The sequence below is a fragment of the Bradyrhizobium algeriense genome, from assembly GCF_003062295.1.
Lineage (GTDB): Bacteria > Pseudomonadota > Alphaproteobacteria > Rhizobiales > Xanthobacteraceae > Bradyrhizobium > Bradyrhizobium algeriense.
The window spans coordinates 133092-147843 of the sequence record NZ_PYCN01000005.1 but is presented as its reverse complement, the minus strand read 5'-3'; the positions used below and the strand labels follow the sequence as shown (position 1 = coordinate 147843).

Annotated in this window: 16 protein-coding genes; 7 read left to right on the top strand and 9 right to left on the bottom strand. The window is 62.1% G+C overall.

The features are described 5' to 3' along the window. Window positions 1-30: 30 nt before the first annotated feature. The 5 genes from C7G61_RS13620 to C7G61_RS13600 are packed head-to-tail and all read right to left on the bottom strand — an operon-like array spanning window position 31 to window position 4095. Entirely contained in the window at window positions 31-690 is a 660-nt protein-coding gene (locus C7G61_RS13620) for a hypothetical protein (RefSeq protein ID WP_108515068.1), read from the bottom strand. 15 nt (window positions 691-705) lie between these two features. After that, complete coding sequence (locus C7G61_RS13615; RefSeq protein WP_244608283.1) at window positions 706-1182, bottom strand: type II 3-dehydroquinate dehydratase; 477 nt, start codon at window positions 1180-1182, stop codon at window positions 706-708. A 54-nt stretch (window positions 1183-1236) separates the two neighbouring features. Next, window positions 1237-2517, bottom strand: coding sequence for a TRAP transporter large permease subunit (locus C7G61_RS13610; RefSeq protein WP_108514724.1), 1281 nt, complete (start codon window positions 2515-2517; stop codon window positions 1237-1239). A gap of 27 nt (window positions 2518-2544) precedes the next feature. Further along, the gene (locus C7G61_RS13605) at window positions 2545-3060 is read right to left on the bottom strand and encodes a TRAP transporter small permease (RefSeq protein ID WP_108515064.1); all 516 of its coding nucleotides are present in this window, start codon (window positions 3058-3060) and stop codon (window positions 2545-2547) included. Window positions 3061-3087: 27 nt separating this feature from the next. Beyond that, window positions 3088-4095, bottom strand: coding sequence for a TRAP transporter substrate-binding protein (locus C7G61_RS13600; RefSeq protein WP_108514722.1), 1008 nt, complete (start codon window positions 4093-4095; stop codon window positions 3088-3090). 191 nt (window positions 4096-4286) lie between these two features. Here C7G61_RS13600 and C7G61_RS13595 point away from each other — a divergent pair, with 191 nt between their 5' ends. After that, the gene (locus C7G61_RS13595) at window positions 4287-4961 is read left to right on the top strand and encodes a GntR family transcriptional regulator (protein ID WP_108514720.1); all 675 of its coding nucleotides are present in this window, start codon (window positions 4287-4289) and stop codon (window positions 4959-4961) included. Window positions 4962-5451: 490 nt separating this feature from the next. Next, window positions 5452-6819 (top strand): hypothetical protein, encoded by a 1368-nt coding sequence (locus C7G61_RS13590; protein ID WP_108514717.1) that lies wholly within the window; start codon window positions 5452-5454, stop codon window positions 6817-6819. 6 nt (window positions 6820-6825) lie between these two features. On the opposite strand, the gene C7G61_RS13585 is transcribed toward C7G61_RS13590, so the two are convergent. Together C7G61_RS13585 and C7G61_RS45995 are read right to left on the bottom strand one after the other, a co-directional pair. Beyond that, window positions 6826-7347: a YybH family protein gene (locus C7G61_RS13585; RefSeq protein ID WP_244608281.1), complete on the bottom strand. Its 522-nt coding sequence runs from the start codon at window positions 7345-7347 to the stop codon at window positions 6826-6828. A gap of 89 nt (window positions 7348-7436) precedes the next feature. After that, window positions 7437-7598, bottom strand: a complete 162-nt coding sequence (locus tag C7G61_RS45995) for a hypothetical protein (RefSeq protein ID WP_244608296.1) — start codon at window positions 7596-7598, stop codon at window positions 7437-7439. On the opposite strand from C7G61_RS45995, the gene C7G61_RS13580 reads away from it, so the two are divergent. From C7G61_RS13580 to C7G61_RS13560, 5 genes are all read left to right on the top strand, one after another. Then, window positions 7527-8468, top strand: a complete 942-nt coding sequence (locus C7G61_RS13580; RefSeq protein WP_244608293.1) for a LysR family transcriptional regulator — start codon at window positions 7527-7529, stop codon at window positions 8466-8468. The two genes, C7G61_RS45995 and C7G61_RS13580, sit on opposite strands and share 72 nt — an antisense overlap. A gap of 179 nt (window positions 8469-8647) precedes the next feature. Continuing rightward, entirely contained in the window at window positions 8648-9352 is a 705-nt protein-coding gene (locus C7G61_RS13575) for a cysteine hydrolase family protein (protein ID WP_108514713.1), read from the top strand. Between the two features lie 2 nt (window positions 9353-9354). Then, a complete protein-coding gene (locus tag C7G61_RS13570; protein ID WP_108514711.1) occupies window positions 9355-11007 on the top strand; it encodes a regulator in 1653 nt (550 codons plus the stop codon). 180 nt (window positions 11008-11187) lie between these two features. Continuing rightward, window positions 11188-12207: an alpha/beta fold hydrolase gene (locus C7G61_RS13565; protein WP_108514708.1), complete on the top strand. Its 1020-nt coding sequence runs from the start codon at window positions 11188-11190 to the stop codon at window positions 12205-12207. Window positions 12208-12233: 26 nt separating this feature from the next. After that, a complete protein-coding gene (locus C7G61_RS13560) occupies window positions 12234-13193 on the top strand; it encodes a fatty acid desaturase (RefSeq protein WP_108515060.1) in 960 nt (319 codons plus the stop codon). Here the strand turns inward: C7G61_RS13560 and C7G61_RS13555 are convergent. Further along, entirely contained in the window at window positions 13180-13791 is a 612-nt protein-coding gene (locus C7G61_RS13555) for a TetR/AcrR family transcriptional regulator (protein WP_108514706.1), read from the bottom strand. The genes C7G61_RS13560 and C7G61_RS13555 overlap by 14 nt on opposite strands. Before the next feature lie 39 nt (window positions 13792-13830). Further along, window positions 13831-14685, bottom strand: a complete 855-nt coding sequence (locus tag C7G61_RS13550) for a VOC family protein (RefSeq protein ID WP_108514704.1) — start codon at window positions 14683-14685, stop codon at window positions 13831-13833. Between the last annotated feature and the right edge of the window lie 67 nt (window positions 14686-14752).

The following is a 14752-nucleotide window of genomic DNA, read 5'->3' as shown; positions in this document are numbered from 1 at the left end:
TTTTCGCAATTTTGCTGACCGTCGACTCTCCTAGCCCGGCAGCAGCCGCTTCGGCAGGCTGAACGCGAGCCGGTAGAGCGGTAGACTATCGATTGCGCCATGATCCTCGGCAGGGAGCGTCTTGCGCAAATGGTGGAGCGCGTCGCGGACGGCGGCTTCGTCCAGTCCCTCGATCAGTAGCAGGGCGGCGAATGAGCCGTCGTTGGCTCGCATGCCCTTCTCGCGGGTTTTGATCGAGGTCTGCGTGATGTCGGTGAGCAGGACCCGCGCGGCGATGATGCGGTCGAGGCGGGCGAGCTCGGCGACGAGCGTGGCGGCGTCCCAGGACGGCGTGGCGTCGAGGCGCAGAGGCGCGACGATGCCGCCCTGGCCGGTGCCGGTTGAAGCTGCGATACGGCCGCCGCCGCGGGCGAAATTGCCGAGCTTGGGCATGATCCGCTGCGACCACGGCGTCGGCGCGTTCAGCCGCGCCAGATAGTCCGCACCGCCGACGACGCGCTCGTCCTCGAGCTCGTAGAGGATGAAGTAGCGGTTCACCGAGACGCCCAGCGCGCGGAAGATCCGGCACGCCAGGAAGCCATTGACGCCGACCCGTTCGGCGGCATGTTCGCGCGTGATCCAGTGCGCCCAGTCGGTTTCGTCCTGCGGCGTCAGATCGCTCCAGATCGCGAGGTAACCGGCTCCCTGCATGTCAGCCTCCATCCGTCATTTCGGGCCGACGCGTACCGCCGCCGGCAGCGACGCAGGCAACTGGCCGGCAGCCTGCAGTGCGGCCTGCATGGCGACGATGTAGCCGTAGGGGCCGAGGCCCGCTATGACGCCTTTCACCGCGGCCGAAAGCTTGGAGTGCCGGTGCAGCTCGTCGCGGGCGTGGATGTTGGAGATGTGCACCTCGTAGATCGGGCCCTCGAAGATCTTCATGGCGTCGAACAGCGCAATCGAAGTGAAGGAGTAGGCGGCCGGATTGATGATGAGCGCGTCCGCCGAGGTGCGCGCGGACTGGATCAGGTCGACCAGCTCGCCCTCGTGGTTCGACTGGTGAAACGCTAGTTGCGTGCCGGTGAAGGCGGCGAACTCCTCGCACGACGCCTTGATGGCGTCGAGCGTGGTCGAGCCGTAGATGTGCGGCTCGCGGATGCCGAGCATGTTCAAATTCGGGCCATTGAGGATCATGATGCGCATGGAATGCCTTTCACGGGATAATGACGCGGCAGTGTAGCCGATCGCGGCCACATGTCAGCCGCCGAACCATTTTGCCGGCACGGTGACGATGGACGGAAACAATATCATCAGGAACAGCACGATCAGCTGGGCGATCATGAAGGGCCAGACACCCTTGATGATGTCTTCCATGCTGATACGCGATACGCCACAGACGACGTTGAGGACGACGCCGACCGGCGGGGTGATCAGGCCGATCGCGCAGTTGATGATGAAGAGCACGCCGAAATAGACCGGGTCGATACCGGCCTGCTTGACGATCGGCATCAGGATCGGCGTGAGGATCAGAATGGTCGGCGCCATGTCGAGCGCCGTGCCGACGATGACGACCAGCAGCATGATCGCGAGCATCAGCAGCGTCTGGTTGCCCATGAAGGGGCGGACGAGGTCGACGATCTGGGTGGCGATTTCCGACACCGTGATGAGCCAGGACGACACCAGCGCTGCCGCCACCAGGAACATGACGACGCTGGTGCTGAGCGCCGCCGAGACGAAGACTTCGTAGAGGTCGCCGATCTTCAGTTCCCGGTAGATGCAGGTTGCCACGAACAGCGCGTAGACGGCGACGACGACGGCGGCCTCGGTCGGCGTGAACACGCCGAACCGCAGGCCGACGATGATGATCGCTGGCAGCATTAGCGCCCAGAAGCCGTCGACGAAGGCCCAGACGATCTCGCGGAGCGATTTGCGCGGCGGGCTTTCGACATTCTCCTGACGCGCGACCCACCACCAGGCGAAGCACAGCCCAGCGCCGAGCATCAGGCCGGGGAAGATGCCTGCCAGGAACAGTTTCGAGATCGAGACGCCGCCGGCGACGCCGAACAGCACGAAGCCGATGCTCGGCGGGATCACGGGCGCGATGATGCCGCCGGCGGCGACCAGGCCTGCCGCATACATTTTGCGATGGCCGGCCGCGACCATCATCGGCACGAGCAGCGCCGCCAGCGCCGCGGCATCCGCCGCCGCGGAGCCCGATAGCGAGGCGAGCACGCAGGAGGCGAGGATGGTGACGTAGCCGAGGCCGCCTTTGATGTGGCCGACCAGCGCAAGCGCGACGTCGACGATCCGCTTGGCGAGGCCGCCGCGATTCATGACCTCGCCGGCCAGCATGAAAAATGGCACGGCCATGAGGGGAAAACTGTCAGCGCCGTTGATGATGTTCTGGGCGACGATCTGCGAGTCGAAAATGTCCAGCGAATGCATCAGCGCGACGCCGCAGACGATCAGCGCAAACGCAATCGGCATGCCCAGCGCCATCGCGCCGAGCAGCGAGAAGGTGAAGACCGCGAGCGTCACGCTCGCCTCCGCGTCTTCAGGGGATAATCAGGTGTGCTCATCGCTTTCCTTCACGAGGATCAGGTCCTCCTCGGAGCCCGATCCGCTCAGCACACGTATAAAATCAACGAGCAGGATCACGGCGGCCGACACGCCGAACACGAGCCCGGAGGAATAGAAGAACAGCCCGACCGAAATGCCTGATGCGGGTGCGGTGTCGCCGAAGGTCAGCACCGCCTGTTTCCAGCTTCCGAGCGTCAGCAGCGCATCCACGTATAGCATCAGCAGATAGCTCAGCACGAAGCAGACGAGTTTTCCGCGCGGCGGGAGCGCGCGAACGAGCGTGTCGACGCCGAGATGGGCATGCTGGCGGAGCGCCACGATGGCGCCGAGGAACGTCAGCCAGACCAATAGCCAGCGCGACAGTTCCTCTGATGTTGCTATGCCTGAATTGAAGACATAGCGCATCACGACGTTGGTGAAGACCAGCACCACCATCGCGGCGAGGCACGCCGCGATCGCGACCCTGAGCAGCCGGCAGTAGAGGTCGATCAGCCGCTCGATTGCGCCCATGACAGTTTTCTCGGCGGCCTACTTGGCGCCGCGGATGCGCGCCAGTTCGCTTGTGAAGAGCTTTACGCGCGCCGGGTCATATTCGGCCGAGAATTTTTCGACGACCGGTTTGGTGGCGTCCTGCATGCGGGCGTACTCGGCGGGCGCGATCTCGTTGAATTGCATGCCCTTGGCTTTCAGTTCATCCAGCGCCTTCTCCGCCGCCAGCTTGGTCTGATCGCGCTGGTATTCACGCGTCTCGGCAAAGCTGTCGCGCAGCATCTTCTGCTCTTCCACCGACAGGCCGTCCCAGAACTTCTTGCTGACGATGATGACGTTCTGGGTGAAGGTGTGGTTGGTGGCCGAGACGTATTTCTGCACTTCGTAGAATTTGTTGGACAGGATGACGCTGTAGGGATTCTCCTGGCCGTCGACGGTCTTGTTTTCCAGTGCGGTGTACAATTCGCCGAACGCCATCGGCACCGGGTTCGCCTTCAGCGCCTTGAAGGTTTCGAGATAGACCGGGTTCGGGATCACGCGCAGCTTCAGGCCGGAGAAATCCTCGACCTTCGCGATCGGGCGGCTGCTGTTGGTGGCGTTGCGGAAGCCGAGGCCCCAATAGCCGAGACCGACCAGCTCTTTCTCAGGCAACGTGTCGAGCATCGCCTTGCCGAACGGGCCCTGGGCCAGCGCTTCAGCTTGCTCGAACGTGCTGACGATGAAGGGGAAGTCGAACAGGCCGAGATCCTTGACGACGCTCGCGAGCGAAGTCGTCGACGCCGAGAGGATTTCCTGCGTGCCGCCGCGCACTGCCGATTGCTGCTGCATCTCGTTGCCGAGTTGGGAAGCGGGAAACTCGCGGATCTTCAGCTTGCCGCCGCTCTTGGCCGCCAGCACCTCGGCGAACTTCTTCACGCCAAAGCTGATCGGGTGGTCGGTGTTGTTGAGGTGGCCCCAGCGGATGGTGCGTTCCTGCACTTGGGCGGCAGCCGGTGTCCCCACAAGCGCACAAAGGCTGACAGCAGCGCACAGTAATCCGATCCGCATGGCGGTTTCTCCCCGGTTGGTTCGCGATCTTCTGACGTCGCGGTAAGGGGAGTATTCATATGAGAAAAGCAAAGTCAAAATATAAAATAAGAATTATCAGATGAAATATGTTATATAGGACGAGAGGGCGCCTTGAGCGGAATCAGCTGACATGGCACTTGCCGGTTGGCTGGCTCGCGCATGGATTGGCAATGACACTGGTTGAACGAACGGAAGAGCAGGAAGCGGTCGGCGATGACGGCTATCGCCGCATCCGCACCGACATCGTGTTCGGCCGGCTCCGCCCGGGACAGAAGCTCCGGCTGGAAGGCCTCAAGGAGGATTACGGCGTCAGCGTCTCGACGCTGCGCGAAATCCTCAACCGGCTGGCCGCGGAAGGCTTTGTGCTGGCCGAGGGCAGGCGCGGCTTCGAGGTGGCGCCGATCTCGGCCGGAAACTTGCGGGAGCTTGCGGAGCTTCGGCTGCTGCTGGAGCAGCATGCAATGCGCGTGTCGTTCGCCAATGCCGATGTCGAGTGGGAAGGGCGCGTGGTCTCCGCCCATCACAAGCTGGCGTCAACCGAGCGGCTGATGGAAACCGGCCTCGGCGAGCTGGAGCAATGGAAGCGCTATGACGGCGAATTCCATCAGGCGCTGATTTCCAATTGCGGCTCGCGCATGCTGATGGAGACGCATGCCTTGGTGTTCGACAAATATTTCCGCTACCAGATGATCGCCTTCAGCTACCGCGGCAACGAGCCCGCCGCCCAGCACAAGGCGCTGCTCGAGGCCGCACTGAAGCGCGACGCCGCGAACGCGGCTGAAACGCTGCGCGCCCATGTGAGTAATTGCGTGGAGCACGCGCTGGCGACGGCGGCGTTGCGGTGAGATCTGTAGGGCGGATTAGTTATAGCGAGCTCCCCGGAGAACGGCTCTTTTGCTACCGTCGCCCGCGAGAGGCGTGCCTCTCGCGAACTTGACGCATGGCAAAAGCCAAGCTTCTCAACGTCCAGCGCATCGACAAAAGCGTCTCGACAAAAGCGTCAATGGCCCGAACTGGATTGTCGCGATCCACGTAGTCTTCAACACGCGCAGGAAGAAGGCTCGGCTGGTTCCGGTCAACACACCGGTCTTGAAGGTATGATTTGTCATCAGTCGAATCGTACACTCGTTTGCCCAGCCGACCAGGATTCTTGCCCAGTCTCGAAGCGAAACCCAATCATTGCGCGGAGGCGTGATGGGTTTCGCTGCGCTCTACGCACGGTCCATTTGTGACAATGCGATGACATCACGATTCATCTGACAGAAAGACGAATCTATGATGTCTGGGGTAACCACTGACACTCGACACCCGCCGGACATGGTTTCATCCAAGCATATGAATCGTCACATTCCATTTTCATCTCGTCGCGAATACCGGTTTTACCAGGGTCTGTTGGCCACCGGTGTCGCCAACGGTATTCAGGCCCTAAATTTTCTCGGTGATCGATTCCTGAGAAAATCTCACGCATCGGGTGGGATCGACGAGCTGTACAGGCACTCGGTCAACAGTGCCTTTTCTCCCAAGGAAGTCTTTCTGGTCACGGGGGCGCCGCACGCCTCCGCCTACTATCCTCGGGATTTTGCCTGGTTTTATCCCGATGTTCTCGATCCCGAGACCATCATGGATTCCGAGGATGCCGTCCGCCGGGTTCGCTTGCTCGAAAAAAGCGTCCGGCTGATGCTGGAGGCCGTCCGCGCCAATGTCGTCACGACGACCATTGTTCCCGCGGGAGGCGACCGGTACATCGGCGTCAATTACTTCTCGCTGCCGTCGGACACGCTGTTGGGCATCCTCGCAGGCCTGGAACAAATCGTGCGTGCGGACCAAAGGGCATCGCCGTTTTTGGCGATGTCACAGGGCGCTCATGCCGGCCGCTTGTTGCTTGCCGAATATCGCGAGGATCTGAATAACGCGATATTTCAACTCGCGGAAGCGTTGGAGCCGTTCGAGGACGGCGGCGTCGCGGCTTTGCTGTGCGACGTCACCGCACCGCGTTCCGCGGCAACCGATACCCGTGCCGAACGCAGGCGCTTTGTCACCAATGCATGCGTCTACGCGACCTTTGTGCGCGGCATACGGTTGGGGGTGGTCGACCGGATCGAGCTGGAAGAGCTGCTCGGACGCGAGCTTTCGCAATACAAGACGGAGCTGCTCGGGTTGTTCGGCAAGCTTGGCTATATCAGGCATGCTCTGGACTTGAGGAGCGAACCGGCGGCGTCTTGCATTGCGCTGGATTTCGTCAATGTGCATCAGGGATTTTGGGATCTGGGCGAAGCGGGCGAACGCGCGCTGTTCGCAGCCACGACGGATCTGATACTTGGCGAGCCGCGGTTTCGAATCCCGGATACATCTCACTTCCTGGTATCGGCGGATAATCCGCAGAACAAGATGATCCACAAGATTGCGGCTCCGGCCTACCAGGGACGTTCTTGCTGGCCGACATTCAACGTCGAATTTGCCGATCGCATGCTGGACTACGATGAACACTCCGGCTCCGACAGGTACCGGCCCTACGCCCGCGATATATTGAGGGACATTCGTACTGCGACCGAAACGCACGGCGGATACCAGGAGCTCCTGTCCGAAAAGGGACAGAAATATCGCACATGGGCCTATCAGAGCGCAGACGCCCACTCCTGGTTTCCGCGTTTTCTGTCGGTCTGGCGGCGGGCATTCGGGACGCCGCTACTTGACGGGAGCTAGACCGCCTCATTTCTTGTCGAGAGTTGCACCGCGGGCCAACGCGGCCGCTGTTTCAAGCCCGACGTTACGCACGAGCGGGTCGGCGTGGCGGTGAACCAGCCACCACTCCGCGCCTTGCCTGCGATAGACCAGCGTCACCCGCAGTGACCAGTCCTGGTCCGGCAAGCCGCCGACTTCGCCGTGCTCACGCTCGATCACTGCAAGGACGACCAGATCGCCCGACGCGTAGGATTGGACCAGTTCGACTTTGGCGTCGCCGTTTCTGAAATAGCTGGCGAGCCGCGCCAGCCGCTCGGGACTCATGTCGAAGCCGCGGCTGGCTTCACCGCCAAACGGCTGCATCAGGGTAAAGTCGTCCGCGATGCGCGTGAGGCCGGCCCATTTGTCCATATCGCCGCGCATGAAAGCCGAAGCCCGCGCTTCGGTTTTCCTGACCAGATCAGCAACTTCCTGCTCCGAACTTGTCGACATTGGCTCCTGTGCGGCGCTGGCCGACAACGGCATTGCAAGCGCGGCCTTCAGCGCCAAGCGCCTCCAGCGGTTCAATTTGAACATTTCGGTGTCCATTCGCGTGGGGCCGGCGACTGACCGGCTGTGCCGCCCAAATCCCATTTCAATCATGATGAATCCAGTGATATGATTTCAGCATTATGCTGAACCAAATTGACCTTTCCCGGATCGATCTCAACCTTCTCGTACTGTTCGAGATCGTCTTTCAGGAGCGGCATGTCGGCCGGTCGGCGGAGCGGCTGCATCTTTCGCCCTCTGCCATCAGCCATGGACTTGGCCGCCTGCGTACGCTGCTGGGCGATCCCTTGTTTCTCAAGACCCCGAAAGGCGTCGTTCCGACGGAGCGCGCCCTCCAGCTCGCGCCATCAGTCGCTGAAATTCTCGCGCGTATCCGCGGCGTGGTTTCGTCGTCTACGCCATTTGATCCACGGCATTCGACACGACGTTTCGTCATCGGCGCGCCGGATGGAATTTCGTCGGTCATTCTGCCTCCGCTGCTGGAGACGTTGCGTGGGGTGGCGCCGGGTGTCGATGTCGGCATCCGGCAGCTTCTTCCGGTGCAAGGGTTCACCGCTCCTCATTTGGCATGGAAGGATGCGTTGAAGGAGCTCGAAGACCGGACGACGGATATCGCGATCATTCCCTTTGACGATATTCCGGTCCGTTTCCACAAACAGAAGCTCTACGAGGAAGAGTTCGTCATCGCCGTTAGAAAGGGGCATTCATTCCAGCGCAACCCGACCCTCAAGCGCTACTGCGAAATGGAGCATCTCGTCGTTTCGCATACCGGTGATGTTACCGGATTCGTGGATGTTGAACTCGCCAAGAAAAGCCTGACGCGGCGCGTGGCCCTGACCGTGCCAAACTTCAGTTTTGCCCTTTCGGTGCTGGCCGAAACCGAGATGGTCTCCGCGCTGCCGCGACGGTTTATCGAGATCCATGGCGCCCGCTTCAACGTCGCCGCCGTCAAGGCGCCGCTGCCGCTGCCGCGCTTCTCGATCAATGTCGTCCTTCCGAAGGTAGCGATGATGGATGCCGGCCTTGCCTGGCTGGTCCAGTTGTTAGGACAGGTGCGAACGGGAAATGACAGATCGTTCGTTCTTCGGTCGGGCAAGCGCAATCGCAGCATGCACAGCTAATGGGCAGCTGCTCGCTTGTGGTGCGTTCGATAAAGGAGTGCCGCGATCGGCATCGGCGAATAACGGGCTGACAATTCTACTGATTTTCTCCAGGCCGATCGCCCGTCGCCATTGTACACAATGGCACGCGCCTTGCTTGACTTCTCTTTGAGAGTTCTCTCGTTCGGGGCGCGTACGTCATGGCGAACTCAGCAAAGCTCAGAGCGGAGCCGGAGCCGATCGAGCTCGACTGGGCGGCGACCGCGCTTCTCATCATCGACATGCAGCGCGATTTCATGGAGCCGGGCGGCTTCGGCGAGACACTCGGCAATGACGTCAGCCAGCTCGCGCGGGCGGTGCAGCCGATCGCAGCGGTGCTGGCTGCGGCGCGTCAGACCGGCATGCTCGTCGTCCACACCCGCGAGGGACATCTGCCCGATCTGTCGGACGCGCCGCCGGCCAAGGTCGAGCGCGGCGCGCCGTCCCTGCGCATCGGCGATCCCGGGCCGATGGGGCGTATTCTCATTCGCGGCGAGGCCGGCCACGACATCATTCCCCAAGTGTATCCGCTCGACAGCGAGATCGTGATCGACAAGCCGGGCAAGGGCGCGTTCTACGCCACCGAGCTCGGCGAGGTGCTGCAGCGCTACGGCATCGAGAATTTGCTGGTCTGCGGCGTCACGACAGAGGTCTGCGTCAACACCACCGTGCGCGAAGCCAACGACCGCGGCTATCGCTGCGTGGTGCTGGCGGATGGTTGCGCATCCTACTTTCCTGAGTTTCACGAGATGGGCCTGAAAATGATCAAGGCCCAGGGCGGCATTTTCGGCTGGGTCTCCGACTCGGCCGCGGTGCTGGAGGCGCTTTCACTGGAGATTCCAAGAACGGCAGCAGCGGGGGCATAACGATGAGCACGAGTGCGACAGGAATATCAGGCACATCCACTTTCAAGCCGGCATTGTGGACACCCGGCGACTGGAACGCGCTGTTCGGCTTCGGCACCAACATTCTCGTCAACATGCTGGTGCTGACCGGGCTGTTGCGCTTCGTGCTGAAGATGCCTGACTCGATCGTGTTCGGCCGCATCCTGCCGGCGCTCGGCCTGATGATGTGCCTCTCGACGTTCTATTATGCGTATCTCGCCTACAAACTTGCGCAGAAGACCGGCCGCAGCGACGTCTGCGCGCTGCCATCAGGCGTCAGCGTCCCGCACATGTTCATCGTCACCTTCGTGATCATGCTGCCGATCACGCTGAAGACCGGCGATCCCGTCAAGGGCTGGTCGGCCGGCCTGGTCTGGGTGTTCTTCCAGAGCTTTATCCTGATGATCGGCGGCTTCATCGCGCCCTATATCAGAAAGATCACCCCGCGCGCGGCGCTGCTCGGCACGCTCGCGGGTGTCTCCGTCACCTTCATCTCGATGCGCCCGGCGCTCGAAATGTACATGACGCCGCAGATCGGGCTGGTGTGTTTTGCCATCATCCTGGTGAGCTGGTTCGGCGGCGTGAAATACTGGAGGGGCATGCCGGCCGGCCTCGTCGCCATTGCGGTGGGTATGATCATCGCCTGGGGTTCGAACCTGTTCGGTCTCGGCCTCGGCGGTTTGAGCCTGAAGGGCGTCGGCGATGCCTTTGCGAATTTCGGCTTCTCGGTGCCGTTGCCGGCCATCGGTCACGTCTTCTCCGGCTTCGAATTCCTCGGCATCATTCTCGTCACGGCAATCCCGTTCGGCATCTACGATCTCGTCGAGGCCATGGATAACGTCGAAAGCGCGGAAGCGGCCGGCGACGAATATCCGACCACGCGCGTTCTCACTGCCGACGGTGTCGTCAGCCTGATCGGCTGCCTGATGGGCAATCCCTTCATCAACGCCGTCTACATCGGCCACCCCGGCTGGAAGGCGATGGGCGGCCGGATCGGCTATTCGGCGGCGACCGGCATCATGGTGGTGCTGTTGTCATGGTTCGGTATCATCTCGGTGTTGCTGGCGCTGGTGCCCGTGGTCGCGATCTCGCCGATCCTGCTCTATATCGGCATGCTGATCGGCGCGCAGGCGTTCCAGACCACGCCGGTCAAGCATGCGCCTGCCATCGTGCTGGCGCTGACGCCGCATCTCGCTGCCTGGGCAAAACTGCAGATCGACACCATGCTCGGCTCGACGATCGCGGCGGCGCAGGCCGTCGGCGGGCTCGCTGCCGACAAGGTCGACGCGGTCAAGTCCGCCGCAATATCAGCGCTGCCGCAGCAGGGCGTGCTCTATCACGGCCTCGAAGTGATGGGCGGCGGCTCGATCCTCGCCGGCCTGGTGCTCGGCGCGATCGGCGTGTTCGTGATCGAGCGCGATTTTCTTAAAGCATCCGCGTTTGCGCTGGCCGGTGCGGTCATGACCTATTTCGGTTTCATGCACGGCGAAGCCGTCGGCATCGGCGGCGGCCTCGGCGTCACGCCGGGCGTCGCGCTGGCCTATGCGGTCATGGCGGCAGGTCTGTTCGCGCTGGCGAAGACCAGTCCAGGTGTGGACTACTCGCATTCGGAGGTCGCAGCAGCCCCGGCCGAATGAGGCGCGGTGGGCGGCCTCGTAGAGACACGCGCACCATATGGTCTGACATGAGACCTGGTCTCGAGGCGCGCCAGCGTGCGTTTCCAAGGCCGCAACAATGCCGTTGCAATCTCATCCAAATAATGTACGATTTGTACATTAAAGGTTGCGCCGGTTACGCGCGCCGACAAGGGTGACGATATGGCGACCAGCGGTGATTATCAGGTCTTCCACGCCGGAGACGCTTTGCTGCAGTCGGGCGTCGTATTCCCCTCGTTGCGTCTTGCCTACAAGACCTATGGCACGCTGAACGCGCGGAAGGACAACGTGATTGTCTATCCGACGTCCTTCAGCGCGCAGCACACCGACACGGAATGGCTGGTGCAGCGCGGCGGCATCCTGGATCCGGAGCGCTTCTTCATCGTCATTCCAAACCTGTTCGGCAACGGCCTGTCCTCGTCGCCATCCAATTCGGAAGCGACGCCGTTTCCAGCCATCAGCTATCACGATGCGGTGGCGATCCAGCGCCGCCTTCTGGTCGAGCAGTTCGGGATTTCGACGATCGCGCTGGTCTACGGCTGGTCCATGGGCGGCATGCAGGCGTACCACTGGGCGGCGTGCCATCCTGACATGGTGGAGCGGGCGGCCATTGTGTGCGGCAGCGCCAGATGCTCGCCCTACAATCACGTCTTCCTCGAGGGCGTGAAGGCCGCGCTCACCGCCGATCCCGCGTTCAGGGACGGTCGTTTCGTCGCCAGGCCTGCCGCCGGCCTGCGCGCCATGGGGCGCGTCTATGCCGGATGGGCGATGTCGCACGCCTATTACCGGGACGAGGTGTGGCGCGATTTCGGCTTCAGCTCGCTGGAAGATTACCTGACGCGTTCCTGGGATGAAGCCTTCTCGCGCCGTGATGCCAACGATCTGCTGGCGCAGATCGGCATCTGGCAGCGCGGCGATATCAGTCAATGTCCGGAATTCGGCGGCGACATGGTCCGAGCGCTCGCGGCGATCAAGGCGCGGGTTCTGCTGATGCCGGGGCAGACGGACCGCTACTTCGATGTCAGCGACAACGAGGAAGAGATCAGCCGGCTCGTCAACGCGAAGTCAGCCGAACTCCGTCCGATTCCCTCGATCCACGGACACCGCGCCGGAAATCCGGTCAACAATCCCGCGGATCGCGCGTTCATCACCGCCGAAATATCGGCGCTGCTGCAGAGTTGAAATCATCCTGGGAGGCGATTGCGACCATGAGCACTGCCATCACTGCAACGGGAGAGAAGCCGCTGAACTCGGCCGCGCTGCGCGAGCTATCGGCGCGATCCGACCTTCAAGGCATCGTTCGCGCGGTCAGCCACTACGGCGCCATCGGCATTTTCGGTACGCTGATCTGGCTGGTGTCCTCGACCTATGGCCTGGCCTGGGCGTTGCCGCTCATCGTCGTGCAGGGTTACTTCGTCGCCTTCCTGTTCATGGTCGTGCACGAGACCGCCCACAAGACGGCGTTTCGGAGCCGCGCGCTCAATCTCGCACTCGGTCATCTGTCTTCATTCGCGATCGGACTGCCTTACGAATATTATTGCCTGTTCCACTGGGACCACCATCGCTACACGCAGGATCCGGATCGGGATCCGGAACTGCTTGTTGGCCCGATCCCCGCCTCGGATACGCAACTCGCAGTCGCCTATACCGGCCTTCGGCAGGTCGCTTTCCGGGTAGGGCTGATGCTTCGCCATGCCTTTACCGGCAAGGCCTCCGCTCCCTGGATCCCGGAAGGCAAGCGCCACATCGTCGTGAAGGAAGCGCGCCTCTATGTCGCTTTCTATGTCGTGCTGCTGCTCGCGTCGCTCACGCTGCATACGGCGCTTCTGCTCTGGGTGTGGATCGTTCCGCTGATCGTCGGCCAGTTGTTCTTGCGCCCTTATCTCTATGCCGAGCATACCGGCTGTGACCGGACGCGAAGCGCCTTCCAGAACACCCGCACCACCTACACCGGCATGCTCATGAGATGGTTTGCGTGGAACATGCCCTATCACGTCGAGCACCACGCTTATCCTTCGATCCCGTTTCATGCGCTGCCGAAGCTGAACCGGGTCGTCGATGATCAGATCGTTTTCCGGGGGCAGGGCTATCGGGCCGTGACACGGGAGACGTGGGCGTGGTTCCGCCGCGCGCGAGCTGACGCGGCCGGCGGCGTCAGCGGTTCTTGATCATCAGCAGGGTGTCGACGAGATTGCGGGCATGTGCCGGCGAGATCGGCTTGATTCCGAAGATGTAGCGGTAGAACAGGCTGCCATAGATCGCGTCGTACAGGTCCTCCGGTGTCCCGGTCGCGCCAATGCTTCTGTCCTGCTGGCCGGCGGCGATCAATTCGACCAGGGCGGTTCTTCGATATCCGAGATAGCGCTCGTAGAAAATCTCCGCGGACCCTGTGTTCGAGATGCATTCGGAGATCACCGCGAGTTGTACCCTGCCGAACTCGCCCAGCAGCGCCTTCGCATAAGCCGCGGCGTGGCTTCTCAGGCGTTCCGCCGGCGCGCCGGTGGCCGGCAGCGGCAGCATCAGCGAGGCATGGTTCAGGAACGCATCTATCAGCAAGGCCTCTCGCGATGGCCACCATTTGTAGATGGTCATCTTCGAGACGTTGGAATGCCGTGCAACCGCATCGATACTGGTGGCGGCGAGACCCGTAGTCGCCATCAGCGTGTAGGCGCTTTGCAGAATGGCGTTGGTGGTCTCGGCAGAACGGGGGCGACCACGGCGGGTTGCCGCCGTATCGCTGTCCGCTTCGCTTCTGCCCTTCGCCATGTTCCGGCTTCCCCGATGCAGCGCGACTGGCGCTGCCGGCTACGCCGCGACAAACGCCAGCATCGTGCCGTTGCCCTCGGCTGGTGGCACCACAATGCCGCCTGGGCTTTTCACGCCGGCTGGACCCAGCGCCTTCTCCGCCGCGGCGACATCGGCCACGATCACAAGGCCTGCGCCGCCGCGTTCCGGCAGGCCGGCCAGCGAAACGCCGGGATAGCGCTTGCCGAGCTGACCTTTCGTCAGGAATACGAAGTCCGCGCGGTCGCCGCCCGAGGGCACCGCGATCGCGCCATCGGACTCGTTGCGTACCTCGCGGTCGATCAGCTTCGACAGATGAGCGGCCTCCTTGGCTGGCTCCGGCGCAACCATCAGCACCTGCTTCAGGCGCTTCGCGCCGTTGGCATGCTTCATCAGTTCAGGAATCCAGACCGTCTCGCGCGTCTTGTGCTGGCAGGCAAAGATACGCACGCCGCCCGGCGCTTCCACCGTCGGCCATTGAAAGGTCCGGAACCTGGCTTCGGATTCCGTGCCATCAGGCAGCGTCACCGGCCGCTCGAAATCCGTTGGGCCAACGGGGATATAACCACGCGCGAGAATTTCTTCCGCGCCCCGCGCCGAATCCACGGCGGTGAAGGCGATACGCTCGATGCCTTCGCCGTTCTTCTCGAGGAACGCCCGCGCCGGCTCATTATGTTCCGTCGGTCTGAGCACGCCGAGCAATTCCATATAGTCGGGGTCGAACATGATGGTGTAATTGCCCGATCCCATATGCGCGCTGTGGGTGCCGCGCGGCGACACGGTGAAGCCCAGCCGCTTGTAGTTCTCGGCTGATTTGTCGAGGTCCTTCACCATGACCACGGCGTGATCGATTCCGATGACGTTTTTGAGTGCCACTTCTTGTTTCCTTGAGCTTGATTGGCTGGCTAAACTAAGCAGAACGATCAGTTGCCTGCAAGAAAGG

What these genes read in the sequence shown, in the direction of transcription:
- C7G61_RS13620 (WP_108515068.1), bottom strand. Translation starts at nt 690, where the DNA reads ATGCAGGGAGCCGGTTACCTCGCGATCTGGAGCGATCTGACGCCGCAG.
- C7G61_RS13615 (WP_244608283.1), bottom strand. Translation starts at nt 1,182, where the DNA reads ATGCGCATCATGATCCTCAATGGCCCGAATTTGAACATGCTCGGCATC.
- C7G61_RS13600 (WP_108514722.1), bottom strand. Translation starts at nt 4,095, where the DNA reads ATGCGGATCGGATTACTGTGCGCTGCTGTCAGCCTTTGTGCGCTTGTG.
- C7G61_RS13595 (WP_108514720.1), top strand. Translation starts at nt 4,287, where the DNA reads ATGACACTGGTTGAACGAACGGAAGAGCAGGAAGCGGTCGGCGATGAC.
- C7G61_RS13590 (WP_108514717.1), top strand. Translation starts at nt 5,452, where the DNA reads ATGAATCGTCACATTCCATTTTCATCTCGTCGCGAATACCGGTTTTAC.
- C7G61_RS45995 (WP_244608296.1), bottom strand. Translation starts at nt 7,598, where the DNA reads ATGGCTGATGGCAGAGGGCGAAAGATGCAGCCGCTCCGCCGACCGGCC.
- C7G61_RS13575 (WP_108514713.1), top strand. Translation starts at nt 8,648, where the DNA reads ATGGCGAACTCAGCAAAGCTCAGAGCGGAGCCGGAGCCGATCGAGCTC.
- C7G61_RS13570 (WP_108514711.1), top strand. Translation starts at nt 9,355, where the DNA reads ATGAGCACGAGTGCGACAGGAATATCAGGCACATCCACTTTCAAGCCG.
- C7G61_RS13565 (WP_108514708.1), top strand. Translation starts at nt 11,188, where the DNA reads ATGGCGACCAGCGGTGATTATCAGGTCTTCCACGCCGGAGACGCTTTG.
- C7G61_RS13560 (WP_108515060.1), top strand. Translation starts at nt 12,234, where the DNA reads ATGAGCACTGCCATCACTGCAACGGGAGAGAAGCCGCTGAACTCGGCC.
- C7G61_RS13555 (WP_108514706.1), bottom strand. Translation starts at nt 13,791, where the DNA reads ATGGCGAAGGGCAGAAGCGAAGCGGACAGCGATACGGCGGCAACCCGC.